The sequence below is a fragment of the Streptomyces sp. MRC013 genome (genome assembly GCF_023614235.1).
Lineage (GTDB): Bacteria > Actinomycetota > Actinomycetes > Streptomycetales > Streptomycetaceae > Streptomyces.
This window is the reverse complement of record NZ_CP094264.1, coordinates 511,397-537,890: the sequence shown is the minus strand read 5'-3', so window position 1 is coordinate 537,890 and position 26,494 is coordinate 511,397. Positions and strand designations below refer to the sequence as shown.

Annotated in this window: 18 protein-coding genes and 9 pseudogenes; 16 read left to right on the top strand and 11 right to left on the bottom strand. The window is 76.0% G+C overall.

The window, feature by feature from the left end:
- The first annotated feature begins 120 nt into the window (after positions 1-120).
- From LUW75_RS02490 to LUW75_RS02470, 5 genes are read left to right on the top strand one after another with little or no spacing between them, the layout of a single operon-like run.
- Positions 121-588, top strand: coding sequence for an Lrp/AsnC family transcriptional regulator (locus tag LUW75_RS02490; RefSeq protein ID WP_250334159.1), 468 nt, complete (start codon positions 121-123; stop codon positions 586-588).
- Between the two features lie 47 nt (positions 589-635).
- Positions 636-1,469, top strand: coding sequence for a M55 family metallopeptidase (locus LUW75_RS02485; RefSeq protein WP_250334158.1), 834 nt, complete (start codon positions 636-638; stop codon positions 1,467-1,469).
- A complete protein-coding gene (locus LUW75_RS02480; protein WP_250334157.1) occupies positions 1,462-2,817 on the top strand; it encodes a M20/M25/M40 family metallo-hydrolase in 1,356 nt (451 codons plus the stop codon). Before LUW75_RS02485 ends, LUW75_RS02480 begins: the two co-directional genes overlap by 8 nt.
- A gap of 18 nt (positions 2,818-2,835) precedes the next feature.
- Positions 2,836-4,827, top strand: coding sequence for a S9 family peptidase (locus tag LUW75_RS02475; RefSeq protein WP_250334156.1), 1,992 nt, complete (start codon positions 2,836-2,838; stop codon positions 4,825-4,827).
- Positions 4,824-5,786, top strand: coding sequence for a S66 peptidase family protein (locus tag LUW75_RS02470; RefSeq protein ID WP_250334155.1), 963 nt, complete (start codon positions 4,824-4,826; stop codon positions 5,784-5,786). Before LUW75_RS02475 ends, LUW75_RS02470 begins: the two co-directional genes overlap by 4 nt.
- Before the next feature lie 37 nt (positions 5,787-5,823).
- Here the strand turns inward: LUW75_RS02470 and LUW75_RS02465 are convergent, their stop codons facing one another.
- From LUW75_RS02465 to LUW75_RS02455, 3 genes and pseudogenes are all read right to left on the bottom strand, one after another.
- On the bottom strand, positions 5,824-6,918 hold the full coding sequence (locus LUW75_RS02465; protein ID WP_250334154.1) for an adenosine deaminase: 1,095 nt from the start codon (positions 6,916-6,918) through the stop codon (positions 5,824-5,826).
- 67 nt (positions 6,919-6,985) lie between these two features.
- Positions 6,986-7,731: pseudogene (locus LUW75_RS02460) on the bottom strand (GntR family transcriptional regulator).
- Positions 7,732-7,844: 113 nt separating this feature from the next.
- Positions 7,845-7,943, bottom strand: a pseudogene (locus LUW75_RS02455) (IS481 family transposase); the annotation flags it as partial.
- Between the two features lie 575 nt (positions 7,944-8,518).
- Here LUW75_RS02455 and tpg point away from each other — a divergent pair.
- The 3 genes and pseudogenes from tpg to LUW75_RS02440 form a co-directional block, all read left to right on the top strand.
- Positions 8,519-8,821, top strand: a pseudogene (gene tpg, locus LUW75_RS02450) (telomere-protecting terminal protein Tpg); the annotation flags it as partial.
- Between the two features lie 580 nt (positions 8,822-9,401).
- The gene (locus LUW75_RS02445; protein ID WP_250334153.1) at positions 9,402-11,153 is read left to right on the top strand and encodes an alpha-L-fucosidase; all 1,752 of its coding nucleotides are present in this window, start codon (positions 9,402-9,404) and stop codon (positions 11,151-11,153) included.
- Between the two features lie 257 nt (positions 11,154-11,410).
- Positions 11,411-11,770, top strand: a pseudogene (locus LUW75_RS02440) (FAD-dependent oxidoreductase); the annotation flags it as partial.
- A 231-nt stretch (positions 11,771-12,001) separates the two neighbouring features.
- Here the strand turns inward: LUW75_RS02440 and LUW75_RS02435 are convergent.
- Together LUW75_RS02435 and LUW75_RS02430 are read right to left on the bottom strand one after the other, a co-directional pair.
- A pseudogene (locus tag LUW75_RS02435) lies at positions 12,002-12,375 on the bottom strand (VOC family protein); the annotation flags it as partial.
- 160 nt (positions 12,376-12,535) lie between these two features.
- Positions 12,536-12,886 (bottom strand): VOC family protein, encoded by a 351-nt coding sequence (locus LUW75_RS02430; RefSeq protein WP_250334152.1) that lies wholly within the window; start codon positions 12,884-12,886, stop codon positions 12,536-12,538.
- Between the two features lie 392 nt (positions 12,887-13,278).
- On the opposite strand from LUW75_RS02430, the gene LUW75_RS02425 reads away from it, so the two are divergent.
- From LUW75_RS02425 to LUW75_RS02415, 3 genes are read left to right on the top strand one after another with little or no spacing between them, the layout of a single operon-like run.
- The gene (locus LUW75_RS02425; RefSeq protein ID WP_250334151.1) at positions 13,279-13,572 is read left to right on the top strand and encodes a hypothetical protein; all 294 of its coding nucleotides are present in this window, start codon (positions 13,279-13,281) and stop codon (positions 13,570-13,572) included.
- A gap of 26 nt (positions 13,573-13,598) precedes the next feature.
- Positions 13,599-14,936, top strand: a complete 1,338-nt coding sequence (locus LUW75_RS02420) for an NAD(P)/FAD-dependent oxidoreductase (protein ID WP_250334150.1) — start codon at positions 13,599-13,601, stop codon at positions 14,934-14,936.
- A gap of 1 nt (position 14,937) precedes the next feature.
- Positions 14,938-16,782 (top strand): transketolase, encoded by a 1,845-nt coding sequence (locus tag LUW75_RS02415; RefSeq protein WP_250334149.1) that lies wholly within the window; start codon positions 14,938-14,940, stop codon positions 16,780-16,782.
- 139 nt (positions 16,783-16,921) lie between these two features.
- Here LUW75_RS02415 and LUW75_RS24860 read toward each other — a convergent pair.
- Positions 16,922-18,083 (bottom strand): annotated as a pseudogene (locus tag LUW75_RS24860) (baeRF2 domain-containing protein).
- Positions 18,084-18,218: 135 nt separating this feature from the next.
- On the opposite strand from LUW75_RS24860, the gene LUW75_RS02405 reads away from it, so the two are divergent.
- Positions 18,219-18,791, top strand: a complete 573-nt coding sequence (locus LUW75_RS02405) for a TIGR03086 family metal-binding protein (RefSeq protein ID WP_250334148.1) — start codon at positions 18,219-18,221, stop codon at positions 18,789-18,791.
- Between the two features lie 93 nt (positions 18,792-18,884).
- On the opposite strand, the pseudogene LUW75_RS02400 reads toward LUW75_RS02405, so the two are convergent.
- From LUW75_RS02400 to LUW75_RS02390, 3 genes and pseudogenes are all read right to left on the bottom strand, one after another.
- Positions 18,885-19,435: pseudogene (locus LUW75_RS02400) on the bottom strand (type 1 glutamine amidotransferase domain-containing protein).
- A 44-nt stretch (positions 19,436-19,479) separates the two neighbouring features.
- Positions 19,480-19,908 (bottom strand): CBS domain-containing protein, encoded by a 429-nt coding sequence (locus LUW75_RS02395; RefSeq protein WP_250334147.1) that lies wholly within the window; start codon positions 19,906-19,908, stop codon positions 19,480-19,482.
- A 33-nt stretch (positions 19,909-19,941) separates the two neighbouring features.
- Positions 19,942-20,304, bottom strand: coding sequence for a DUF2795 domain-containing protein (locus LUW75_RS02390; protein WP_250334146.1), 363 nt, complete (start codon positions 20,302-20,304; stop codon positions 19,942-19,944).
- An 801-nt stretch (positions 20,305-21,105) separates the two neighbouring features.
- Between LUW75_RS02390 and LUW75_RS02385 the strand changes: the two genes are divergently transcribed.
- Positions 21,106-21,897: a SigB/SigF/SigG family RNA polymerase sigma factor gene (locus LUW75_RS02385; RefSeq protein ID WP_250334145.1), complete on the top strand. Its 792-nt coding sequence runs from the start codon at positions 21,106-21,108 to the stop codon at positions 21,895-21,897.
- 58 nt (positions 21,898-21,955) lie between these two features.
- Here LUW75_RS02385 and LUW75_RS02380 read toward each other — a convergent pair whose 3' ends face one another.
- Both LUW75_RS02380 and LUW75_RS02375 read right to left on the bottom strand, forming a co-directional pair.
- Positions 21,956-22,477: a GAF domain-containing protein gene (locus tag LUW75_RS02380; RefSeq protein ID WP_250337788.1), complete on the bottom strand. Its 522-nt coding sequence runs from the start codon at positions 22,475-22,477 to the stop codon at positions 21,956-21,958.
- Positions 22,478-22,763: 286 nt separating this feature from the next.
- A pseudogene (locus LUW75_RS02375) lies at positions 22,764-23,198 on the bottom strand (PAS domain-containing protein); the annotation flags it as partial.
- A gap of 205 nt (positions 23,199-23,403) precedes the next feature.
- Between LUW75_RS02375 and LUW75_RS02370 the strand changes: the two are divergent.
- The 3 genes and pseudogenes from LUW75_RS02370 to LUW75_RS02360 form a co-directional block, all read left to right on the top strand.
- Positions 23,404-24,006, top strand: a pseudogene (locus LUW75_RS02370) (ANTAR domain-containing protein); the annotation flags it as partial.
- Positions 24,007-24,201: 195 nt separating this feature from the next.
- Positions 24,202-25,473 (top strand): aminotransferase class I/II-fold pyridoxal phosphate-dependent enzyme, encoded by a 1,272-nt coding sequence (locus LUW75_RS02365; RefSeq protein WP_250337518.1) that lies wholly within the window; start codon positions 24,202-24,204, stop codon positions 25,471-25,473.
- A complete protein-coding gene (locus LUW75_RS02360; protein WP_250334144.1) occupies positions 25,470-26,492 on the top strand; it encodes an MBL fold metallo-hydrolase in 1,023 nt (340 codons plus the stop codon). The genes LUW75_RS02365 and LUW75_RS02360 overlap by 4 nt, the downstream gene beginning before the upstream one ends.
- Positions 26,493-26,494 lie beyond the last annotated feature (2 nt).

Sequence of the window (26,494 nt, the reverse complement as noted above, 5' to 3'; positions counted from 1 at the left end):
AGAGCTTCAGCCGGGGCAGCCGATTGCCACTTCTGCCTCCAGGGCGTACGTTCGAGGCAGGATCTGCCAAGAACGGCGGGTTCGGTCGGAGGCCGGAGGGCCGGGGGGCGGGCGGCGGACGTGGACGACATCGACCTGCGGATCATCCGCGAACTCCAGGCCGACGGCCGCCTCTCCAACCAGGAGCTCGCCGACCGCGTCCGGCTCTCCCCCTCCCCGTGCCTGCGCCGGGTCCGCCGTCTGGAGGAGGCCGGGCTCATCCGCGGCTACACCGCGATGGTCGACCAGGTCGCGTACGGACTGCCGATCACCGTGTTCGTCCGGATCCGGCTGGAGCGCCACACCGCGGAGGCCGTCGCCGTCTTCGAGGAGCACGTCGCCCGCATCGAGCACATCCAGGACTGCTACCTCATGGCCGGCAGCAGCGACTACCTGCTGCGCGTGGTGATCGAGAGCCTGGAGGCGTACGAGCGCCTCGTCCGCGACCGGATCCACGCCGTCCCCGGGATCGCGTCGATCGAGTCCAGCTTCGCGTTCGGGAGCGTCAAGCAGTCCCGCACCTATCCGCGGCCCGCGCCCCCGCGGTGAGGGCGCCGCTCCCGGCGGCGGCACCCGGCGCCGCGTACCGTGTGGACATGAAGATCCTCATCAGCGCCGACATGGAGGGCGCCACCGGGGTCACCTGGCCCGCCGACGTCCTGCCCGGCACCCCCCAGTGGGAGCGCTGCCGGGCGATGTTCACCTCCGACGTCGACGCGGCCGTCCTCGGCTTCCTCGACGGCGGCGCGGACGAGGTGCTCGTCAACGAGGCCCACTGGACGATGCGCAACCTCCTCCTCGAACGGCTCGACCCGCGCGCGCGGGTGCTGACGGGCCGGCACAAGTCGCTCTCCATGGTCGAGGGCGTCCAGCACGGCGACGTCGACGGCGTCGCCTTCGTCGGCTACCACACCGGGGCCGGCAGCGAGGGCGTCCTCGCCCACACCTACCTCGCCAACTCCATCACCGGCGTCTGGCTCAACGGCGTCCGCGCCGGCGAGGGGTACCTCAACGCGCACGTCGTCGCCGAGTTCGGCGTCCCCGTCGTCCTCGTCACCGGCGACGACCTGACCTGCCGCGACGCGCTCGGCTACGCGCCCGGGGCGCGTACGGTCGCGGTGAAGGACCACGTGTCGCGGTACGCGGCGGTCTGCCGCACCCCCGAGCGTACGGCCGCCGACATCCGCGCCGCGGCGAAGGACGCCGCGCGCCTCGCCGTACGGCACGAACCGGTGCGCGGCGGTCCGCACACCGTGGAGCTGGAGTTCGACGCGGCGCACCTGGCCGCGGCCGCCACCGTCGTCCCCGGAACGGCGGTGAGCGGCGAGCGGCGGGTCGCGTACACCGCCGACACGATGTACGAGACCATCCGCACCTTCAAGGCGGTCACCACGATCGTCTCGGCCGCGGTGGAGGAGCAGTATGGCTGACCGGACCCTCCGAGACCCGCGGCACCGCCCGGCGGACGGGCCGGCCTTCGATGAGGTGGTGGCCTTCACCTCCGACCTCATCCGGATCGACACGACCAACCGCGGCGGCGGCGACTGCCGGGAGCGGCCCGCCGCCGAGTACGTCGCCGAGCGGCTCGCCGACGCCGGCGTCGAACCGCGCCTGCTGGAGCGCACCGGGGGCCGCACCAACGTCGTCGCCCGCATCGAGGGCACCGACCCGTCCGCCGACGCGCTGCTCGTCCACGGCCACCTCGACGTGGTCCCCGCCGAACCCGCCGACTGGACCGTCCACCCGTTCTCCGGGGAGGTCCGCGACGGCGTCGTGTGGGGCCGCGGCGCCGTCGACATGAAGAACACGGACGCGATGGTCCTCGCCGTCGTCCGCGACTGGGCCCGCCGCGGCGTCCGGCCGCGCCGCGACATCGTCCTCGCGTACACCGCCGACGAGGAGGCGAGCGCCGAGGACGGCGCCGGCTTCCTCGCCGACCGGCACGCCGACCTGTTCGAGGGCTGCACCGAGGGGATCGGCGAGTCCGGCGCGTACACCTTCCACGCCGGCCCCCACCTGACGCTCTACCCGATCGGCGCGGGCGAGCGCGGCACGGCCTGGCTCAAGCTGACCGCCCGGGGCAGGGCCGGGCACGGCTCCAGGGTGAACCGGGAGAACGCCGTCACCCGCCTCGCCGCCGCCGTCGCCCGGATCGGCGCGCACCGGTGGCCGGTCCGCCTCACCGCCACCGTCCGGGCCGCGCTCACCGAACTGGCCGCCCTGCACGGCGTCGACGCGCCCGACCTCGACGACCCGGACTTCGACGTCGACGCCCTGCTCGCCCGGCTGGGCCCGGCCGCCGCCCTGGTCGAGGCGACCCTGCGCAACAGCGCCAACCCGACGATGCTCCACGCCGGCTACAAGGTGAACGTCATCCCCGGATCCGCCGTCGCGCACGTCGACGGGCGGATCGTGCCGGGCGGGGAGGAGGAGTTCACCGCCACCCTCGACGAACTGACCGGGCCCGGCGTCGACTGGGAGTTCCACCACAACCAGGTCGCCCTGGAGGCGCCGGTCGACTCCCCGACGTACGCCGTGCTGCGCGCCGCGATCGAGCACTTCGACCCGGACGCGCGCGTCCTGCCGTTCTGCATGTCCGGCGGCACCGACGCCAAGCAGTTCTCCCGGCTGGGCATCGTCGGCTACGGCTTCGCGCCGCTGAAGCTGCCCGCCGGCTTCGACTACCAGGCGCTGTTCCACGGAGTCGACGAGCGCGTCCCCGTCGACGCGCTGCACTTCGGCGTCCGCGTCCTCGACCACTGCCTTCGGAACGTCTGAACCCACGGAGGGTCGCCCATGGTGTCCACGGCCCCCTGCGGAACGTGGCCGTCGCCGATCGACGCGCGCCTGGCCGCATCCCGCGACGGCCTGCCGGAGTACCTCGGCACGGTCGGCGACGAGGTGTGGTGGACCGCGCCGCGGCCCACCGAGGGCGGCCGCCGCGCACTGGTCCGCCGCACCGCCGACGGCGCCGAGACGTCCGTCCTGCCGGCCCCGTGGGACGTCCGCAGCCGCGTCGTGGAGTACGGCGGGCAGCCCTGGGCGGGCACGGCGCGCGACGGCGGCGCGGGGCCGCTCGTCGTCTTCTGCCACTTCCCCGACCAGCGGCTGTACGCGTACGAACCGGACGGCGCCGCCCCGCCCCGCCCGCTCACCCCGCTCTCGGGGACCGGCGGCGGCCTGCGCTGGGCCGACCCGGTCCTCCACCCGGACGGCGCCGAGGTGTGGTGCGTCCTGGAGGAGCACACCGGCGAGGGCCCCGGCGACGTGCGGCGCGTCATCGCCGCCGTACCGCTCGACGGGTCCGCCGCCGGCGACCGGTCCGCGGTGCGCGAACTGACCGACGACCGGCACCGGTTCGTCACCGGCCCCCGCCTCTCCCCGGACGGGCGCACGGCCGCCTGGCTCGCCTGGGACCACCCGCTCATGCCGTGGGACGGGACGCTCGTGATGACCGGCGAGGTCGTCGACGGCGGCCCGTTCGCCTCCGTCACCCCCGTCGCCGGGGCCGTCGACGAGTCGGTCTGCCAGGTCGACTGGGCGCCCGACGGCTCCCTGCTCTACGCCTCCGACCGCGGCGGCTGGTGGGAGCCGTACCGCCTGGCGTCCGGCTCCTCCGCGGCGACGGCGCTGTGCGCGGGCCGCGGGGAGGAGTTCGGCGGACCGCTGTGGAAGGTCGGCCTGCGCTGGTTCCGGCCCCTCGACGGCGGACTCGTCGCCGTCGTCCACGGACGGGGTCCCACCGCGCTGGGCGTCCTCGACCCCGGGACCGGTGAGATCACCGACGCGGCCGGCCCGTGGACCGAGTGGGCGCCCACGCTCGCCGCGCACGGCGCCCGCGTCTACGGCGTCGCCGCCGGCCCGCGCAGCGGGTACGAGGTCGTGGAGCTGGACGCCGGCACCGGCCGCGCCCGCGTCGTCGGCGCCGCCCACACCGACCCGGTCGACCCCGCGTACTACCCCGAACCCCGGTCGCGCACCTTCACCGGCCCCGGCGGCCGGGAGGTCCACGCCCACGTCCACCCGCCGCGCAACCCCGGCGCGGCCGTCCCCGCCGGCGAGTCGCCCCCGTACGTCGTGGGGGCGCACGGCGGGCCCACCGGTCGCGCGCCCCTCGCCCTCGACCTGGAGATCGCCTACTTCACCTCCCGCGGAATCGGCGTCGTCGAGGTCGACTACGGCGGCTCCACCGGTTACGGGCGGGCCTACCGCGAGCGGCTGCGCGGGCAGTGGGGCGTCGTCGACGTGGAGGACTGCGCCGCCGTCGCCCGGGCCCTCGCCGCCGAAGGCACCGCGGACCCGGCCCGGCTCGCCGTCCGCGGGGGCAGCGCCGGCGGCTGGACCGCCGCCGCGTCCCTGGCCGGCACCGGCGTGTACGCCTGCGCCGCCATCCGCTACCCGGTCCTCGACCTGAGCCGCTGGGGCACGGCGGGGGAGACCCACGACTTCGAGTCCCACTACCCGGAGTCCCTGGTCGGACCGCCCGCCGAGGTCCCCGGCCGGTACGAGGAGCGCTCCCCGCTCAACCGCGCCGACCGGATCGACGCCCCGTTCCTGCTCCTCCAGGGGACGGACGACCCGGTCTGCCCGCCGGCGCAGAGCGAGCGGTTCCTGGCGCGCATGGCGGGGCGCGGCGTCCCGCACGCGTACCTCGCCTTCGAGGGCGAGGGGCACGGATTCCGCCGCGCCGAGACGCTGGCGCGCGCACTGGAGGCCGAACTGGCCCTCTACGCCCGGGTCTTCGGGTTCCCCCGCCCCGACGTGCCGCCGCTGGAGACGAGGGGGTGAGCCCGCCCGCCGACCGGGTGCCGGAGGCCGCCCTCTCCCCGCTGACCCGGCCGCCGCGGCTGCGGCCGGGCGCGCGGGTCGCCGTCGTCGCGCCCAGCGGCCCGGTGCCGGGGGAGCGGCTGGCGGCGGGTCTGGAGGTACTGCGCGGCTGGGGCCTCGACCCGGTGGCCCTGCCGCACGTCCTGGACCGCCACCCCGTCGTCCGCTACCTGGCCGGCACCGACCGGGACCGGGCCCGCGACCTCCAGGAGGCCTGGTGCGACCCGGACGTCGAGGCGGTGATCGGCGTCCGCGGCGGGTACGGCGCCCAGCGCGTCGTCGACCTGCTCGACTGGGAGGCGGTGCGGGCCGCCGGCCCGAAGGTGTTCGTCGGGTTCAGCGACGCGACGGCGCTCCACGAGGCGTTCGCGCTGCGGCTGGGGCTGGCGACCCTGCACGGCCCGATGGCGGGGACGGCCGCGTTCCTCGGGGACGCCGCCACCCGGGAGTCCCTGCGGACCGCGCTGCTGGACCCCGGGTCGGTGCGGGTGCTCGGCGCGGACACGGCGCGGCCGCTGGTGCCGGGGCGGGCCCGGGGCGTCACCGCGGGCGGCTGCCTCAGCCTGCTGGCCGCCGGGCTCGGCACGCCGGACGGGCGGACGTCGCTGCGCGGGGCGCTGCTCCTCCTGGAGGACGTGGGGGAGGAGCCGTACCGGATCGACCGGATGCTGACCCAGCTGCTGAGGGCCGGGCTGCTGGACGGCGTGGCGGGCGTCGCCCTCGGCTCCTGGGAGGGGTGCGGGCCGTACGGGGCGGTGCGCGAGGTGCTGCGGGACCGGCTCGGCGGGCTCGGCGTGCCGGTCGTGGAGGAACTGGGCTTCGGGCACGGCACGCCCGCGCTGACCGTGCCGCTCGGCGTCCCCGCCGTCCTCGACGCGGACGCCGGGACGCTCACGCCGGAGGAGCCCGCCCCGCGCTGACCCGCCGCGGCGGGCGGGCCCCCCGCGGACCGGGGGGTCAGCCGGCGGAGCGGAGCGCCGCGTAGCCGGGGCGGACGACCCCCTCGACGATGCGGCGGCGCTCCGGCAGCGGCAGGAACGCGGCCTCGACGGCGGCGACCGTGAACTCCTCGAACACCTCCGGGCCGTAGCCGAAGGCGTCCACCAGGTGCTGGAACTCCTCGCTCATGGTGGTGCCGGACACGAGCCGGTTGTCCGTGTTGAGGGTGACGCGGAAGCCCAGGCGGCGCAGCAGGTCGACCGGGTGCGAGGCGTAGTCCTTCGCGGCGCCGGTCTGGAGGTTGGAGGTCGGGCAGACCTCCAGGGCGATGCGGTTGTCGCGGACGTACGCGGCGAGGCGGCCCGGTGTGCCGTCGGCGGCGATGTCGTCGGTGATCCGCACGCCGTGGCCGATCCGTTCGGCGCCGCACACCTGCACGGCCTCGTGGACCGACTCGGCGCCGACCGCCTCGCCCGCGTGGATGGTGAAGTGGCAGCTGTGCCGCTTGAGGTACCGGAACGCGGGCAGGTGGCGGGCGGGCGGGTTGCCGACCTCGCCGCCGGCGATGTCGAAGCCGACGACGCCGCGGTCGCGGTGCGCGACGACCAGCTCGGCTATCTCCAGGGAGCGGTCCGTGTGGCGCATCCCGGTGAGCAGGGTGCCGACGGCGATCCGGCCCCCGGTCCGGCGCTCGCCCTCGCGGAAGCCCTCGTTGACGGCCTCGACGACCTCGTCCGGCGTCAGCCCGGCCTCCAGGTGCTGCTCGGGTGCGTAGCGCACCTCCGCGTAGACGACCCCGTCCGCCGCCAGGTCCTCGGCGCACTCGGCCGCGACCCGGAAGAGGGCCTCGCGGGTCTGCATGACCGCGCAGGTGTGGGCGAACGTCTCCAGGTACCGCTCCAGCGAACCGGAGTCGGCGGCGTCCCGGAACCATGCGGCCAGCTCGGCCGGGTCCTCGGCGGGCAGGTCCGTGTAGCCGCACGCGCGGGCCAGCTCGATGATCGTGGCGGGGCGCAGGCCGCCGTCCAGGTGGTCGTGGAGCACGGCCTTGGGGGCCCGGCGGATCCAGTCCGCGACGGAGACGGTCGAGGCCGATTTGTCAGACAAGCGCATGACGGGAGTGTAGGGCACCGCCGACGGCGGGCGCCGCGACGGCCCGGGGCACCCGGGGGCCGGGCGCTCAGGGGGACTGGAGGAGCGGCAACGCCGGCGCGCCCGCGGGCAGCACGTGCTTCGCCGCCAGGACCGGGACCTCCCCGGCCCGCACCACCTGCGTGACCAGCACCGCCGGTGTGTCCGCCGGCCGGCCCAGCTGCTCCCCGCGCCGCCGGCCCAGCAGGGTCGCCGCCACCGCGGTGCGCCCCCGAGCGCCGTCCCGCGCGCCGCCCCGGCCAGTACCGCCAGCATCGACGATCCCGCCGGATCCGCCGCCTCCCGCAGGGCCGCCGCGAACGCCGGGTGGACGCGCTCCAGCACCTCGTCGGGGGCCGCCCACTCCTGGCTGAGCACCGCCGCGGCGCCCTCCGCCGCCAGCAGCGACTCCCAGAACCGCAGCTCCGCCCGGACGGGCGCGAGCAGGTGCTGCGCGGTGAAGTCCGTCGGCTCCTCCACCGTCCGCAGCAGCGCCCGCACACGGGCGGGGGAGTCCGCGCCGAGCAGCTCCTCCAGCGGCCGGAGACGCTCGAACCCGCGCCGGGGCGGCCGGCCGTTGACGGTGCGGCCCACGCCCCGGCGCACGGACAGCACCCCGTCCTCCTGGAGCAGCAGCAGCGCCTCGCGCAGGGCGGGGCGGCCGACGCCCAGCTCGGCGGCGAGGCGGGGCTCGGACGGCAGGGTGGAACCGGGCGGGTACGCGCCGGTGCGGATCGCCTCGACGATCCGCTCGTACAGCACCACGACCGGACGCCGCCCCTCAGCGCCGACCACCGCCCCACCTCCCTGGCTCGCCCGCGGGCCGATCGTCCGCACGGTATGCGGTGCGGGGGCCGCCGGGCAATCCGCACTTGTCTGACAAGCCCGGGTCGGGGGTGGCCGCGGCCGGTGTACCGACCCGCGAGGCTGGGGACGCGGCTGGCGGGTGGTTGGCCCTTGGGCGCGGTGTGTCCGCGGTGGTGGTTGTAGGTGTGCAGCCATTGCGGGGACGCGTCGCGTACGTGGGGACGATGGCCGACATGGGCGTCACCACCGACCTCCAGGGCCGGGAGTTCTTCCAGACGACGGCGCGGCGCAAGCAGACCGACCCGACGATGGCGCTGCTGGAGACGCGATCGAGGCGACCGCGAAGGGCGCGATCGGCAAACTCAGGCAGCGCTCCCGTGGCCAGGCGCCGTACTACGCGCCCTACCCGGCGCTGGACCGGTGGACGCGGCGTCCCGACATCCGGGCCGCCGTGCTCGCGAACCAGCGCACCGGCCTGCACCGCAAGTTGATGAAGACGGCCGCCGCCGGCCTGTACCCGGTCGCGATCGGCACCGACGCGATCGTCTACCCCTCGCCCGGCCCGTCCCCGCCGGACGTCTTGCCACACACCCCGGAGGGCAAGCCGGTACCCGGCGGCCTCCGGCCCGGCGTCTCGCCCGGGACGGTCAAGCACCGGGGCACCCGGACCGTCCTGTGGGCGGAAGCCCAGTTCGAGGAGCGCGGCGGGGTCTTCAACATCTCCGACCTCATCAAGACCGCCGACCCGACGGCCGGAGAAGGGGAGCGGCAGGTCGTGGTCGACCCGCTCGGGGACGGCCTGGACCGCGCACGGGAGAAGGCGTTCACCCGCCCCCAAGAGCGCCCAGGCCCGGATGAAGTACCTCGTCAAGCAGCTCAGGGGCACCAAGGCCGCCGCCCAGGTGCTCGGGATCTCCCAGCGCGCCGTGGAGCGGTACGTGACGGGCGGGCTGAAGCGGCCCCGTCAAGAGCCGCACGCCCGCCTGGAGCGCGAGGTGAAGAAGCACCGGCAGCCGCAGATCCGCGCGAAGGCGGGCAGAGGGCGGCGACCACGACCGGGCTGGTCGTCTCCACCCGCCCGCACGGCCTGGACGTTGAGCGCTGCTTGTCGACGTCGCGGCTGAGCTGTTCGGCATTGGCGTCGAGGATCGGCTTCATTTGCTGGTGGAGGGGCACCTTGTCCGCCGGAGTCAGTGCCCGGTGGTGAATCGGTCCGGGCTCCGTGGCGCGTCGAGTTCTGGGTCGCTTCGAGCTTCGGACGGAACCGGGGCTCGCCGGATGCGGCTTGAGTCCAGATGCAGGCGGTGGCGGCGATGCGTGCGCGGTTGTCGGAGATGTGGCGAGGGTTCGGCCGACGCTTGAGTTGGCCGATGACCTCTTGCCACGTCTCGGGCGGCGTCGTCCCGTCGTGGAGGCGTTCGGCCGGGGGAGCAGCGAGCCGGTCGGCGTAAGCGCAGTCGGCGCCGCCGGCGTGGCCAAACGGAGTACTCTGTGAGCCTTTGGGGCCGTTTGCGACCGCCTGGCGGTGCGGAGTGAGCAAAGGGTTGGCGGAGTGTCCTGACGGAAAGTGTCGCAGTAGCTTGCGCTGGTAGTACGGCAAGATCCCGAACGGCCCCGACACCCTCCGTCCCTCCTCCTGCTCCAGAAGGAAGGCGATCATGGATTTGTCCAGCAGTCGGAAGCTGGCCAGCCTACTCACGCCGTTGATTCTGCTGTTGGCTGTGTTGACGGTGCCCTTCCAGGCACAGTCGGCCCGAGCGGACGACGGAATGAACAACATCCTCGATCACGAATACGGGCTCTTCGTCCACTACGTGCCCGGTCTCACGGTGAACTCCAGCGGCGTGGTGGTCAACGACCCCAACGCCCTCGCTAACAGTTTCGACGCGAACCGGTTCGCAGACGATCTGGCCGGCGCCAAGGTGCAGTACGTCATCTTCACCGCCTGGCACTCCAAGATGGTGACGCTCTGGCCAAGCCAGAAGATGCTCGACTGGGACCTGCCGAACCACCGGGTCGACCGCGACCTCGTCGACGACATGATCACAGCGGTCAAGGCCAGAGGCATCAACGCCTACCTCTACACGCATCCGCGCGACGGCATGGAGTTCACCGCCGCGGACAAGGAGAAGACCGGCTGGGGCACCCAGCCCCCGGCCGACGGAAAGGAGTGGAATCCGGGCCCGGACTTCGACCGGCAGAAGTGGAACGCGTTCATCAACGACATCTACCAGGAGATGATGCAGCGCTACGGCACCCGGATCGATGGCCTGTTCCTGGACGAAGGCAGCCCTGAGGGCGACAGCCAAAAAGTGGTCGACTACCCGCGGCTGCGCACCACCATCAAAGCCGTCAGCCCGCGTGCCGTCCTCATCCAGAACAACTACGGCAACCTGTACGGTCTGGACAAACGCATGAAGGAGTACGGGGGCTGGGACGAGTTCTCACAGCCTGACGGAGACCTCTGGCCGGGCCACGCCGAACCCGTGGCGTCGATTTACACCGAGAAGTGGTGGGCCCATCGGCCGCACGGCACGCTGCGGTTCTCCGCGCCGAGCATGTTCCGCTACACCGTCCTGGAGGCAGCCACCAACACCGACGGCGGCGGCACCGCCTGGGCAACAGGCCCCTACGCCGGCGGCGGCTGGGAACCGGGCGCACTGCCGACGCTGACACAGGTCGGAACCTGGGTCGACCAGATCAAGGAGTCCATCCTCGGCACCCGCCCCAGCACCTCCTACCCCACCAGAGCCAGGACCCGCATCGCCGACCTGTCCTGGGGCGTAGCGACCAAGTCACCGGACGACCGCACCGAGTACCTCCACGTACTCAAGCCGCCGGCCGGGCGCACCCTCACCCTCCCGCTGCCCCAGGACGGCAAGGTCTTCGCGACAGCCTCCCTGGTGAAGGACGGCACGCCCGTAGCACTCAGCCAGGACACCAACCGGGTGCGGCTCACCATCCCCGGCTCCTGGGATGCCAACGACACCGCGATCAAACTGACCGTCGCGAGCCGTTCCGGCCCCGTCCCGCTCTACCGCTGCTACAGCCCGGGCACCAAGGACCACATGAGTTCCCTCGACCGTAGTTGCGAGGACCCGAGCTACGTCCTGGACGGCCCGCTCGGCTACGTCTACCGCACCCAGGTCCCGGGCACCGTCCCGCTCCACCGCTGCTACAGCCCGGGCACCAAGGACCACATGAGTTCCCTCGACCGTAGTTGCGAGGACCCGAGCTACGTCCTGGACGGCCCGCTCGGCTACGTCTACCGCACCCAGGTCCCGGGCACCGTCCCGCTCCACCGCTGCTACAGCCCGGGCACCAAGGACCACATGAGTTCCCCCGACCGTAGTTGCGAGGACCCGATCCGCTACACCCCGGACGGGCTTCTCGGCCACGTCGTCGACTGAAGCCTGTTCCCCGACCTCCATGCGGCCGCATCGTCACCCCACTTCGCGCAGCGCTCACTGAAACCTGTTCCGGAACGCCGTCAGAGGTCTTCCTCAGCGCGCACTCCCGAGCACGGCGCCGCGGAGCGGGGGGACTCGCGTCCTGAGCGGGGCGGTGGCCTGAGACCGCCGTGCGGAGGGCCCCGGCCGAACTGCGTCCCGCCACGGGAACCGGGGCCCGTCCCGCGCACTCCACGGCGCAGGCGGCACGAGCTTAGGCGCTTCGGGCCGACCGGATCGCCGCGGACCCGGCCGAGTGCCACGCCTGGACGGCGCGGGCCTTCCGTCCGTGGTTCGACGCGCAGTCGGCGGCCGACCGCGACGGCGGGCGACGCCTCGCCGAAGGGGCACCGCCCGCGGACCGGCGGGCCGCCGCCCTGGCCGCCTGCGCCTTCGACGACCCCGTCGTCATGCGGGCCCGGGCCCGGGTGCGCCACCTGGTGCAGCCGGCCCCCGAGGCCTACGGCACCGACGAGGTGGAGCGGCACCTCACGGCACGGCCGGCCGCCCGCCCGGACTTCTCGCCGGAGCACGACGGCCCGACCCGGGAGCAGTGGGAGGCGCTCATCCCCGGCTGAGCGCCGCCGGGGCGCCTCGACCGGTCCCCGGGAGGGTCCTTCGGCCGGCCCCGGGATGCCGGGGCCGGCCGGTGCCGAGACCGGCCGAGGCCTTCCCGGTGCCAGGCTCCTCCCGGCCGACGGGCCTCCCCGGGAGCCCGCCCGCCGCACGCACGGCCACGGCGCGCCCGCCGCGCCGGATCCCGGGGCGGGACCCGTGCCCGGCGCCGGGGCGTGACCGATGGGGGCAGAGGGGATGAGGCGGGCCTTGAGCAGGCAGAACTCGTCGCCCTCGGGATCGGCCAGGACGTGCCACCGCTCCTGACCCGCCCGGCCGACGTCGGCCGGGCGCGCCCCCAGCCCCAGAAGCCGCTCGAGTTCGGCGCCCTGGTCGGGTCGGCGGGGTTGACGTCGACGTGCAGCCGGGACCCGCCCCCGCCCGGCCCGTCCCGGCGGCTGAGGACGATCGCCGGCTGCGCGCCGCCGAACCCCTCGCGCGGCCCGATCTCGATGCACTCGTCCCCCTCGTGGTCGGGCACCACGAAGTCCGGGACCTCGCACCGGAACCGTGCCAGCACCTCGGGCTCGCGGCAGCCGAGTACGAGTTCACCGATACGACGCGCCATCACGAAACCTGCTCTCAGCCGGGGGCCGCCGGGTGCCCGCGAGCCCCGCGGGCACCCGGCGGGGAGGGCGATCCCGCACCGTGCCGGACGGGGCGGGCGTGGGCGAGGCGGTTTCCGGGCCGGCCCGGGAGCGGCGGGGAGGCCGGCCCCGGGGTCCGGTCTAGGAGGCGCGGCGGTCCACGTACTCGAAGACGGAGCCGTCCGGGTGGATCGCGATCAGGTTGCGGCCCACCGGCGTGGGGACCGGACCGGCCACGACCCGCGCGCCCACCTCGGTCAGCGTCGTGTGCGCCGCGTCCACGTCGGCCACCGCGATCGTCGCCGTGACCTTGCGCAGCACCTCCAGCTCCGACTCGGGGCCGCTCATCAGCAGGAAGCAGCCGACCGCCGCGACGCGGACCCCGCCGCGTTCGAAGCGCAGCGCCGACGCCCCCGTGAGCCGCTCGTAGAACGCCGCCGCGGCGTCCAGGTCGTCGACGCAGACGCGCAGTGTGGTACCGAGGATCTCCATACCGGCCAGGGTAGTTGGGCGGGATCACGCCCGGCAGGGGATCTCCCGTACGGCACGGCGGGTCCTCCGCCGCCCCTCGGCGGTCGCCGACCGCTCCGGTGCCGTGCGGCCGCCCTCCGGGGCCGACCGCGCGCCCCGGTCCCGCCGTGCGGTCCGTCCACGACGCGTTCCACCGGGGACGGCCTTCCGGGCGCGGGCCTCCGGCGGTGCGGGTGCGGCACCGGGCCGGGGCGGCGGGTGCGGACGGCCGCTCCCGCCGCCCCGCCCCCTCCGCCGGGGAGGGCCGGGAGGGTGACGCCGCGGCACCCCGCGCACGACGGGACGCCCTCCGCCGCGCGGGCATTCGGGCGTGCCGCTGTTAACCGCCCGGCCGCCCGGGTACCCGGCGTCGCATGACGAAGAAGACCCCGCGGTCCCGGCAGCCGGTGCGGGCCGCCGCCGCGGTGCTCGGGGGTGCGCTACTGGCGGCGGTGGTCCGCCGGAGCGCCGCCCGCACCGCAGAACGCCGCCGCGCGCACCCGCCCGGACCGGAATCCGCCGGACCCGACACGGAGCGGCGGGACGCCGGACCGGACGACGTACGCGTCGTCGCCCCCGGCACTCCGCCCGCTCCGGTCGTACCGACCCCGCCGACCGGGCCGGCCGGGCCGCCCGCCGACCCGGAGGCACCGCACCACCGAGCCTGAACCGCAACCCATCCACGGGAGGCCCAGTGACCACCCAGCCGCGGCGCCGCCCGCGCGTCCTGATCGTCGGAGCCGGTTTCGCCGGCTACCAGACCGCCCGCGAACTCTCCCGCACGCTGCGCGGACGTGCCGAGATCGTCCTGCTCAACCCCACGGACTACTTCCTCTACCTGCCGCTGCTGCCCCAGGTCGCCGCCGGCATCCTGGAGCCCCGCCGCGTCACCGTGTCGCTGCCCGGCACACTGCGCCACGTGCGGCTCGTCCTCGGCGAGGCCGGTCACGTCGACCTCGAAACGCGCACGGTCCACTACACGGACCCGGAGGGCACGGCGGGCGAACTCGGCTACGACCGGCTCGTCCTCGCCGTCGGCAGCGTCAGCAAGCTGCTGCCCATCCCCGGCGTCGCGGAGAACGCCACCGGTTTCCGCGGCCTGCCCGAGGCGCTCTACCTGCGCGACCACATCACCCGGCAGGTGGAACTCGCGGCGTCCGCCGCCGACCCCGCCGAGTGCACCTCGCGCTGCACCTTCGTCGTGGTCGGCGCCGGCTACACCGGTACGGAGGTCGCCGCCCACGGCAAGATGTTCACCGACGCGCTGGTGCGCAAGCACCCCGCCTGGCCCGAGGGCACCCGGCCGCGCTGGATGCTGCTCGACGTCGCCGACCGCGTCCTGCCCGGCCTCGACAAGCGTCTCTCCGACACCGCCGACCAGGTGCTCCGCTCGCGCGGCGTCGACGTCCGCATGGGCACCTCCGTCAAGGAATCCACCCGCGACGGCGTCCTCCTCGACGACGGGGAGTTCGTCGAGACGCGCTCCCTCATCTGGTGCGTCGGCGTGCGTCCCGACCCGCTCGTCTCCGAACTCGGCCTGCCCGTCGAGCGCGGCCGGCTCGTCGTCACCCCGCAGCTGGAGGTGCCGGGTCGGCCGGACGTCTACGCGTGCGGCGACGCGGCCGCCGTGCCGGACCTGCACCGCCCCGGCGAGTTCACCCCCATGACTGCGCAGCACGCGTCCCGCCAGGGCAAGGTGGCGGCCCGCAACGTCGCCGCCTCCCTGGGGGTGGGCGACCCCGTCCCGTACCGCCACAGCGACCTGGGCTTCGCCGTCGACCTCGGCGGGGTCAAGGCCGCCGCCAACCCCCTCGGCGTCCCCCTGTCGGGGATCGTCGCCGGGGCCGTCACCCGCGGCTACCACCTGGCCGCCATGCCCGGCAACCGGGTCAGGGTGGCCGCCGACTGGCTGCTCGACGCCGCCCTGCCCCGCCAGGCGGTGCAGCTCGGCCTGGTCCGCTCCTGGCAGGTCCCCCTGGACACGGCCTCGCCCGAACTGGCCAAGACCGGCCCCGGCCGCCGCGAGGAGTGACATGCGGACCGAGGAACTCGCCGAACTGGCCCAGCAGCTGCGCGTCGACGCGGTACGCGCCGCGGACGCGGCCGGCTCCGGCCACCCCACCTCCTCCATGTCGGCGGCCGACATCGCCGCCGTCCTGTTCGCGCACCACCTGCGGTACGACTTCGACCGCCCCGACCACCCCGCCAACGACCGGTTCGTCCTCTCCAAAGGCCACGCCTCGCCCCTGCTGTACGCCCTGTACCGGGCCGTGGGCGCCGTCGACGAGGACGAGCTCCTGACGTACCGCACCCTCGGCAGCCGCCTGGAGGGGCACCCCACGCCCCGGCTGCCCTGGGTGGACGTGGCGACCGGCTCCCTGGGCCAGGGCCTGCCCGTCGCCGTCGGCACGGCCCTCGCCGGGCAGCGCCTCGACCGGCTCCCCTACCGCGTGTACGTGCTGTCCGGCGACAGCGAGATGGCGGAGGGCTCGGTCTGGGAGGCGGCGGAGCACGCCGCGTACGAGGGCCTCGACAACCTCACCCTCGTCGTGGACGTCAACCGGCTGGGCCAGCGCGGCCCCACCCGCCACGGGCACGACCTGGACGCCCACGCCCGCCGCCTGCGGGCCTTCGGCTGGCACACCGTCGAGGTCGACGGCCACGACGTGGAGGCCCTGGACGCCGCCTTCACGGAGGCCCGTTCCACCACCGGGCGGCCCACCGCGGTCCTCGCCCGCACCCGCAAGGGCCGCGGCGTCGGGGCCGTAGAGGACCGGGAGGGCCTGCACGGCAAGCCCCTGAAGGAGGCCGGCGCGGCGATCGCCGAGCTCGGCGGGGTGCGCGGCGCCCGCGTGCGGGTCCACGCCCCGCCGGACGGCGAGCCGCCCGCCGTGCCGCGGGGCACGGCTCTCGAACTGCCGCGGTTCGACGTGGGCGACGAGGTCGCCACCCGCACCGCCTACGGGCACGCGCTCGAAGCGGTCGGCTCCGCCCTCGGCCGGGTCGTCGCCCTCGACGCGGAGGTGAGCGACTCGACGCGGACGGAGTTCTTCGCCAAGGCCCACCCCGACCGGTACTTCGAGTGCTACATCGCCGAACAGCAGCTGGTCGCCGCCGCGGTCGGCCTGGCCGCGCGCGGCTACGTGCCCTACGCCTCGACGTTCGCCGCGTTCCTCACCCGGGCCCACGACTTCGTCCGCATGGCCGCCGTCGGCCGCGCCGGGATCAACCTCGTCGGCTCGCACGCCGGCGTCGCCATCGGCCCGGACGGCCCCTCCCAGATGGGGCTGGAGGACCTGGCGATGTTCCGCGCGGTCCACGGCAGCACCGTCCTCTACCCGTGCGACGCCAACCAGACGGCCCGCCTCGTCGCCGCCATGGCCGGCCTGGACGGCATCCGGTACCTGCGCACCACCCGCGGCGACCTGCCCGTCCTGTACGGCCCCGACGAGGAGTTCCCCATCGGCGGCAGCAAGGTCCTGCGCCGCCACGACGGGGACGAGGCCACGATCGTCGCGGCGGGCACCACGGTCCACGAGGCGCTCGGGGCCGCCGACGCGCTGGAGCGCGAGGGCGTCCCCGTCCGCGTGGTCGACCTGTACTCGGTCAAACCCGTCGACGCGGGAACGCTCCGCGAGGCCGCCGCGGAGACCGGGTGCCTGCTGACCGTCGAGGACCACCACCCGGAGGGCGGCCTGGGCGACGCCGTCGCGGAGGCCTTCGCCGACGGCCGCCCCGCGCCCCGGACGGCCCGGCTGGCCGTGCGGGGCATGCCCGGCTCGGCCTCCCCGCAGGAGCAGCTGCACGCCGCGGGCATCGACGCCGAGTCCATCGCCGCCGCGGTGAAGCTCCTCGTCGAGCGGGTGATCGCCCGCTGAGGCGGCCCGCGACGACCCACGGGGCGCCGGCGGCTCCGCGGCCGCCGGCGCCCCCCTGGTGTCCGGCCCCGCCCCTCCCCGCGGCGGGCGCCCGCCCCCGGGACCGGGGGCGGGCGCCCGCCGCGGGAGAGCGGCCGACTCACATGGTGGCCGCCTCGGTCTCCTTCTCGTCGTACGGCCAGCGCAGCAGCGCGCCGAGCCCGCCGACCGGCAGGTCGTCCTCGATCTCCGGCCGCACGCGCAGCACGTCCGCGCCGGTGACCAGCGCCGACCGCAGCAGCGCGTCGTCCGCCCGGGCCGGCAGCGGCTCGGTGTCGCCCAGGTACTGCGTCTCCGTACGCCGCACCGCCACCTGGTCCGGCCGGGCGCCCACCCACACCTGGCGGTGCGCGTCGGGCCCCTCGGGCCGGATCAGCAGCTCGGCGATCCGGTGCTCGCGGGCCGCCTCGACCAGCGCGGGCACCCCTCGGCGGCGGACGCGCCGGCCGCGCTGCCGCCCCCGGGGCGCGGGCCGCCCGGAACCGGTCCAGCTCCGCCTCGGCGGTGCGCCGCAGGAACGCCTCCTTGGCGGCCCGCACGTCCTCGTCGAGCCGCTCGCGCCCCGCGCCGGCCGCCCGGCCGCCGTGCTCGCTCTCCACCACGTCCACCGTCAGGGAGGCGGGCAGCCGTTCGCGGACCGAGCGCCGCTCCCGGACGTCGCCCGCCAGCACGACCACGTCGACGCCGAGCTCCGGCACGGCGTCCGCGATCGCGTCGGCGATCCGCCGGGCGTTCTCCTCCCAGGTGTTCTCCACGCTGAGCTGGAAGTGGCGCTCGTCCCAGGCGCCGTTCGACGTGCGGCGCAGCGGCCAGTCGCGGCCCTGCACCTGCCCGGCCGGCACCGCCCCGATGGGGTTGCGCAGCTCCAGGTCGGCGCCGACCCGGTCGATGTAGGCGACCAGGCAGACGGGCTCCCGTCCCGCCAGGTCCAGCAGCGGCCCGATGCGGGGCAGCGCCGACCAGAAGACCTGGGAGGGCGCGAGCGGCCGCACGGCCAGCGACGGGTCGAGGACGACCTCGCCGCGGGCGGCGAACACCGCGCGCCCGGCCTCGCCCGCGGGGCGCGGCCAGTCCGACAGCGCCCGGTGGACGGCGCGCACGGTCGCCTCGTCGCAGCCCTGCGCGGCGAGCTCCTCGCAGGCGTTGCGCGCCATGAGCCCCTGCCGCTCCTGGGCGGACTCGTCCATCCGCGACGTGTCGAGGTACACGCTGGCCCAAGGGCCCGGACGGTCGTAGAGACCGGTCAGAAAAGCGAGTTGCATGGTTCCCTCCCGGAAGGCCGAAATGTCCGTCTTGTCCGAGTACCCGGGTGCCCGGGCGCCACACGGGCGCGCCGGTGCCCCACGGACCGCGGTTCCGGTGCAGAGTGGAGGCCCGGTACCGCATGGAGGTGGCCCGTGACCGGCAGCCCGCTCCTCGCCCGGCACGCGGAGGCGCTCGGCCTGTTCTCGTCGCGCGTCCGCGCCGTCGGGGACCGGTGGGATGCGCCCACCCCGTGCGCCGGGTGGTCCGTCCGCGACCTGGTCGACCACCTGACCGCCGAGCAGCTGTGGGTGCCCCGGCTGGTGCGGGAGGGGCTGACCCTCGCGCAGGTCGGCGACCGGTACGACGGCGATGTCCTCGGCGACGACCCGGTCACCGCGTGGGAGCGCGCCGCGGCGGGGGCGCGGGACGCCTTCCGGGAGGAGGGCGCCCTGGACCGCACGGTGAACCTGTCGTACGGCGACACCGCGTCCGCCGCCTACTGCTCGCAGACGGCGGCGGACGCGGTGGTCCACGCCTGGGACCTGTCGCGGGCGATCGGCGCCGACGAGCGCCTCCCGCCGGCGCTGGTGGACTTCGCCCTCGCGGAGTTCGCCCCGTACGCCGGCTCCCTGCCCGCCACGGGCCTCTTCGCCGAGCCGGTGCCGTCGGCCCCGGGCGCCGACGCGCAGACCCGGCTCCTCACCATGCTCGGCCGCCGTCCCTGAGACGGGGTGGCGGTGCGGAACCGGCCGAGGGGGCCCGGCCCGGCTTCCGGCACGGCGCCCCGGCCGCACGGGCGACCGGGGCGGTGCGGGTGGTCAGGCGGCGCGGGCGCCGGCCCCGCGGAACACCTCCGTGAAGGCCGAGCAGAACGCCGGCAGGTCGTCCGGCTTGCGGCTGGTGACCAGCGTGTTGGGCCCGCCGTCGCAGACCACGACCTCCTCGTCGACCCACTCGCCGCCCGCGTTGCGGACGTCCGTCCTCAGGCTCGGCCAGGAGGTGAGCCGCCGCCCGCGCAGGACGTCCGCCTCGACGAGGGTCCACGACGCGTGGCAGATCGCCGCGACCGGCTTGCCGGCTTCGAAGAAGCCCCGGACGAGCGCCACGGCCCCCTCGTCCGTGCGGAGCGCGTCGGGGTTGGCGACGCCCCCCGGCAGGACCAGCGCGTCGTACGCGTCCGGCGACACCTCGTCGACCGTCCGGTCGACGGGGAACGTGTCGGCCCTGTCGAGGTGGTGGAACGCCTGGACCTCCCCGGGCTCCGTCGAGACGAGCTCGGGGAGCCCCCCGCGTCGATCACCGCCCGCCACGGCCTGGTGAGCTCCACCTGTTCGACGCCCTCGGGCGCCACGAGGAACGCTATGCGCACGGCTGTCCCCTTCCTCTCACTCCCCGTCGTCTCCCTCCCGTCCCTCACGCGGTCTCGGTGTTCGGCTCCGCCCTGCTGATGTCGGCGAGGGCCGACCCGGGATCCTGCGAGACCGCCAGGTCCCCGAGGCTGACCACACCGAGCGGCCGGCCGTCCTCGACCACCGGCAGCCGCCGTACGGCGTGCCGCCGCATCAGCCGTACGGCGGTCGCCACCTCGTCGTCCGGACCCACGCACACGGGGTCCGGGGTGCAGACCGTCTCGGCGTTCACGGCCAGCGGGTCGGCGCCCTCGGCGACCGCCCGTACGGTGATGTCCCGGTCCGTCACCACCCCCACGAGCAGGTCCCCGTCGGCGACGAGCACGTCGCCGATGTCCTGCGCCCGCATCAGCTGGGCCGCCTCGACCAGCGAGGCGTCGGGGCGGACGGCGGCGGCGCCCGCCGTCATGACCTCTCTCACGAGCTGTGCCACGGCCGTCGTCACTCCCTTCCGTACCCCTCGCGGTCACCTGCGGTGCAGGGCGACCGCCACGTCCTGCACGCTGCGGTACGTGCGGCCACCGGGGAGGTCCTCCACCCGTTCCGTGAGCGGATCGGGGGCGTGCCGTTCCCGCAGGACGCGCAGCAGGTCCCCCCGGTGCGCCGGGAACGGGGTGCGGGCGAGGTGCCGGGCCAGTTCCAGGCGCAGCGCCTCGAACGTGTCGCCCGGTACGCGCCCGCGAGCCAGTTCCGGATCGTCGTCGGCCACCGGCTCGGGATCGTGCCACTCCTCCGTTCGGGTGGGGTGGCCGGACCGGAGCAGCCCTTCGAGCTGGTGCTTCATCGCGTCGTCGTGACGCCGGCTGAGCCGGTCGCTGCCTCGCTGCATGACGCCCTCCCAGGTGACGGGTGTGTCGGTCGCCGGGCGGGTACCCGGCGCGGCCACCGCAAACCCCGGCGGCCGGTGCCCGCCGGGGTTTGCGCGCCGGGGGCGGGGGACCCGCCGCTGCGACCGGACGGGGCCGGGCGGGCGTGCCGGGGCGGCTGTGCCCGGACGGTCCCACCCGGGTGGCCGCGTCCGGCCGGGCACGGCGGCCGTACCGGGTGGCCGCGTCCGGCCGCGGCGACGGCAAGCCGCGGCGGGACTTCCCGGGACCGGGTCCCGCCGACCCTCGGGCCGACGTGCAGGGGGCGCGGGCGTCCGGCCGCCGGAGGGGCGAGGAAGCCCTCGGCACCGGTCCCCGGCGGGCGGGCCGCCCGGGAGCCGGGACGGCCCCGGCGAACGGGACGGCCGGCGGCCGGGCCGGCCCCCGGAGAGGGTGCCCATCACCCGTACGGGGGAACGCCGCACCTCCGTCGGGCACCCCGCGGCTCCCGTCCCCCGCGCTCCGGGACGGCGGGCCGGAGCTGCGGGTATATCGCGCCCCGCATCCCGGACCGACCGGCGGGACCAGGGGGCGCCGCCGTCCCGGGCCCGCGCTGCGGAAGCCGTTCGGGGCGACCGCCCGGAGAGTGGTTCCCAGGCGTTTGCCACAGCGGACCCCGGGCAGGCGCATCTCGTGCTTCGGACCGGAGGCACGTCCGTGGGAGCGGCCCACCGCTCCGGACGTGCCTGCCCGCGTCCGGGCCGGGTGGAGCCTCCCCGGGGTGACAGCCAACCGTCGGCGCCGTTCAGGGAGCTGAGAACCACATGCCTACGCTCGCCCACACGAAGCATCCGCACGACGACGCCCCCGACACCTCCGAGGCGTTCCGGCGTCTGGCGACGCTGCCGCCCGGGGAGGAGAGGGACCGCGTGCGCCAGGACATCGTGAGCGCCTGGCTGCCCATGGCGGACCGGCTGGCCGGCCGGTTCCGCAACAGGGGCGAGGCGCTGGAGGACCTCAAGCAGGTCGCCGCGCTCGGCCTGGTCAAGGCGGTCGACCGCTACGACCCCTCGCGCGGCGCGGCTTTCGAGAGCTTCGCCGTGCCCACCATCACCGGGGAGATCAAGCGGCACTTCCGGGACCACATGTGGACCCTCCACGTGCCGCGCCGGGTCCAGGACCTGCGCGGCCGGGTCCGCGCGGCCTACCAGGAGCTCTCGTACTCCGTCGGCGGCCGCACCCCCACGGTCGCGGAGATAGCCGAGAAGGCGGGGATGACGGAGGAGGAGGCCGCCGCCGGTCTGGAGGCCCTCGACAGCTTCACCGCCCTGTCGCTCGACGCCGAACTGCCCGGAACCGAGGACGGCTACACCCTCGTCGACGCGCTCGGCGGACCCGACCCGGCCCTCGACGTGGTCGTCGACCGCGAGGCCGTCAAGCCGCGGCTCCGCACGCTGCCGGAGCGCGAGCAGAAGATTCTCTACATGCGGTTCTTCCGCGACATGACCCAGAGCAGCATCGCCGAGGACCTCGGCATCTCCCAGATGCACGTCAGCCGCCTCATCAGCCGCTGCTGCACCCGGCTGCGCGAGGACATCATGCGGGACGCCGCGTAGGCGGTCCGGTGCCGCCGCCCGCGCCCGGCCGCCCCCGGCCGGAAGGCCCCCGGGCCCCCTACGGCGCGGGCGGGCCCGGACGGCGCATGGCCAGCCCGACGTGGCGGGACAGCACGTCGGCGGCCTGCGCCTCCGCCATCGAGAACGCCCGCCGCGCCCGGGTGCGCAGCAGCGTCAGCACGCCCAGGACCTCCGGCCCGTCGTCGCCCGCCGCGCCGCCGGCGACGACCGGCAGGCACAGCAGCGAGCTGACCTCGGCGCGCACCAGCACGGCCGCCCCGTCGCCGTCCGTACCGAGCGCCAGCGCGTCCTCCGGGCGCACCTGCAGGGACGCCGAGCCGCCCGCCGCGACCTCCGCGACCAGGGGACACCCCGCCGGGTCCTGCCCGGCGAGCACCTTCGCCAGCACGCCGTCGTCCGGAGGCCCGAACACCGCCGCGCGGCGCACCGGCACGGCGGCCCCGCCCACCGTCAGGTCGGCGATCACCCAGTCGGCGAACCGGCCGTGCAGGACCCGCGCCGCCGCCTCCAGCGCCCCCGGCGCGTCCCCCGGGGCGGTACGCAGCAGGGCCGTCGCCACGGCGTCGACCAGGTCGAGCGTCCCGGCCCGCTCGGCGACCTCGGTCAGGTTCGGCGCGCCCCCCGGCCGCCGGCCCCGCCCCCCGCACCCCCGCCGGCGCCGAGAGGAGCCCCGCTTTCCCCACCGAGGTGCGCCGTCCGATCCCGGCGGGACCGGACGGCCCGGCGCCGGCGACGCCCGGCTGGAGCACGGCCACCACGGTCTGCTGCGGCTCCCCGGGGAGGACCAGGGCGGCGAGCGTGGCCCGCACCGGCTCCTTCGGCCGCTGCTGGAGCCGCACCGTCAGGCTCCGGCCGCCCTCCCCGCGCGCGGTGGCGGCGACCTGGGTGCGCAGCGGCGCCCGGTCGCCCGGCGTGAGCAGCGCGGACAGCGGGCGGCCCGTCGCGTACCCGGCCCGGACGCCGGTGAGCGTCGTCGCGGCCAGGTTCATCCGCCGCACGACCGTGTCCCGGTCGACCAGCGCCACGGGCAGCGGCAGCCGCTGGAACACCGTCTTCAGCAGCTGGCGCTCCCGCCGCTCCGCCGAGGTGCCCTCCGGAGCGCGGGCCACCAGCCGCTCGTACCGGGGCCACAGCGTCTCCGCCACGTGCTGGAGTTCGAACAGGGCGGCGTCCAGCACGCCCCGCTGCTCCTCCGGCGGCAGGGCGCGCGCGCTGCGCAGCTCCGCCACCCGCCGGACGAAGTCCGCGAGGTCCTCGCCGAACGCGCCCGTCTCGCTCATCCCAAGGCCCCCGCTCCGCCCGGCGCATCCGCCCCGGCTTCCGCTCCAGCACCGCACCCCGGAACGCGCACCCGTGCGCGACCTCCGGCCGTATGCCCTGTTGTCCGCATATCGGCACGGTAATCGTGCCGACCCCGTCCCACGCCGCACCGTTTCACCGGACACGCACCGGGCAGCCGCACCCCGGAAGGAGACGCCACCCCCCATGCTGATCGAGCCCGAGTACGAAGGAACCGACTCGGCGTTCGCCGTACGCCGACTCCAGCAGCTCGCCGAGCAGTGCGTCCGCTCCCTCCCGGCCTGCTGCGGCGCGGTCGCCACCCTCGGCGACGAGGAGGAGCAGGAACAGGACGAGCGCCGCACCACCGCCACCCATCCCGACCTCGCCGCCCTCGTCGGCGTCCAGCTCGACTCCGGCGACGGCCCCATCAGGGCGGCGCTCGACAGCGGCGAACCCGTCGTCGCCGGGGACCTGCTCCACGACGACCGGTGGCCCGCCTACCGGGCCGCCGCCCTCGGCGCCGGGGTGCGCTCCAGCGTCACGCTGCCGTTCCACCGCGCCGGCCTCCTCGTCACCCTCAACCTCTACGGCTTCCGCCCCGGGTCCCTGTCCAACGCCGCGCGCGGCCCCGCCGCCGTCCTGGGCGAGGAGGCCACCGCGGGCCTCGTCCGCGACCGCCGCTACCGCGCCGCCCTCACCGAGGTCGGCCAGCTGGAGACCGCGCTGCGCTCCCGGCCCGTCATCGACCGGGCCGGCGGCATCGTCATGCACGTCCTCGGCTGCGGCGTCGAGGAGGCGTACGCCGTGCTGCGGCGCGTCTCCCAGCTCACCAACCGCAAGCTCTCCGACGTGGCCGCGCAGATCGTGCGGAGCCGCGGGCGGGGTCTGGAGAAGGAGCTGGCCCGGCTCGCCCCGCCCCCTCCCGCCGTCCGCCCCCGACCGGCGAACCGTCGTGAACCTCCGTATAAAGGGTTTCAGTCCGCAGACGCACGGGAGGTCGTGGTGACGCGCAGCTCCGCCTCCGGGCACCCCCACGGGCACGGGCAGGTGCGGTACGCGCCGCCCGCCCCCGACACCGGCCTCCCCGTCGTGGCGGAGCTCGCCGGACTGCTGGCCGGGGCCGCCTCCCGGCCCGACCCCGAGCCGCCCGGCGGCGGGCCCGTGCTGCGCGAGGCGGCCTGCGGCTACTGGTCGCGGCGCGGCCTGCGCTGCCACCCCGAGGACCTCCTCGCCTCGCCCGGCACCGGGCCGCTGCTGACCGCGCTGCTCGCCGCGCACGGCGGCGACGTGCTGGTGCCGCGCCCCTGCCCGCTGTCCTGGACGCCGCAGATCCGCCTCCTGGGCCGGCCCGCCTACCACGTGCCGACGCCGGCCGAGTGCGGCGGCGTCCCCGACCCGTACGCGCTGCTGGAGACCGTACGGCGGGTGCGTGCGGAGGGCGGCCGCCCCGCCGTCCTGCTGCTGAGCGTCGCCGACGACCCCACCGGCACCGTCGCCCCGCCCGAGCCCGTCCGCGAGGCGTGCGAGGCGGCCGTCGGGGAGGGACTGCACATCGTCAGCGACGAGACCTGGCGGGACACCGTGCACCACCCGCACGACACGGTCTTCGTCAGCCCCGCCGAGATGTGCCCCGACGACGTCACCGTCCTGTGCGACCTCGCCGGCTCGGTCACCCCCGCCTCCTGGCCGGCAGCCGTGGCCCGCTTCCCCGCCGGAGCCCCCGCCGCCGCCCACCGGTCCCGCGCCCTCGACGTGCTCACCGCCCTCGGCGCCGACCTGCCCGGCCCGCTGGCCGTGGCCGTCGCCCACGCCCTCGACGAACCGGAGGCCGTCACCGCGCGGAACGCCGCCGCGACCGCCCTCCACGCGCGCCTGGCCGCCGAGGCCCACCGCGTGGTGCTCGCCGCCGGCGCCCTCGCCCTGCCGCCCGAGGCCGGCCGCCACCTGTACGCGGACCTCGGCCCGCTCCGCGGCCCCCTCGCCGCGCGGGGCGTCACCGACTCCGTCGAGCTGGAGGACCACCTGACCGCGCGCCTCGGCGTCCCCGTGCCCGGCGGCCACCGCTTCGGGGACGAACTCGGCGCCCTGCGCGTACGCCTGGCCACCACCCCGCTGCTGGGGGCCACCCAGGCCGAACGGCTGGCGGCGCTCGACGCCGACGACCCCCTCGACCCGCCGCACGTGGCGCGGGCCCTGGAGGCCCTGTCGGCCGCGCTCCTCGGCACCGCCCCGCGCCCGGACCGCGTTCAGACCGCCGGAGGGAACCGCAGATGACGGACGGGACGTCCACCGACCTCACCGCGCCCGCCACGCCCCCCGGGCGCGGCCCGGCTCCCCGGCCGCTGGGCGAGGTCCGCACCTGGCCCCGCTCCTTCGCGGGCCGGCTCACCGCGCCGCTGCCCGGCGTCCACGCCTTCGCCCGCCTGGCCCGCGAGGGTTCCGCGGCCCTGCGCCCCGGCAGCGACGGCCTGCGCGACGTCCCGAGGCTGCCCTTCGCCCCCGGCCCGCTGCCCCCCGCCGGCCCGGGGACGGTGGCCGCCACCTGGGCGGGCCACGCCAGCTGGGTCCTCCGCATCGGCGGCCTCACCGTCCTCACCGACCCCGTGTGGTCCCGCCGCATCCTCGGCACCCCGGCCCGCGTCACGCCCGTCGGCGTCCGCTGGGAGGACCTGCCGCCCGTCGACGCGGTCGTGATCAGCCACAACCACTACGACCACCTGGACGCGCCCACCCTGCGCCGGCTCCCGCGCACCACGCCGCTGTTCGTCCCCGCCGGCCTCGGCCGCTGGTTCCGCCGCCGCCGGTTCACCACCGTCACCGAACTCGACTGGTGGGAGTCGGCCGAACTGCGCGGCGTCCGCTTCGAGTTCGTCCCGGCCCACCACTGGTCCAAGCGGACCCTCACCGACACCTGCCGCACCCTGTGGGGCGGCTGGGTCCTCGGCGACCGCCGCGGGCGGCGCGTGTACTTCGCCGGCGACACCGGCTACGGCCACTGGTTCCGCCGCATCGCCGAGCGCCACCCCGGCATCGACCTGGCGCTGATGCCCATCGGCGCGTACGCGCCCCGCTGGTGGCTCGGCGACGTCCACACCGATCCGGAGGAGGCCGTCCGCGCCTTCCGGGACCTCGGGGCCCGGATCATGGCCCCGATGCACTGGGCGACCTTCGTCCTGTCCTCCGAGCCGGTGCTGGAGCCCCTGACCCGCCTCCACACGGCCTGGGGGGCCGCAGGACTGCCCCGCGACCGCCTCTGGGACCTGGCGGTCGGCGAGTCCCGGGTCCTGGAGTGACC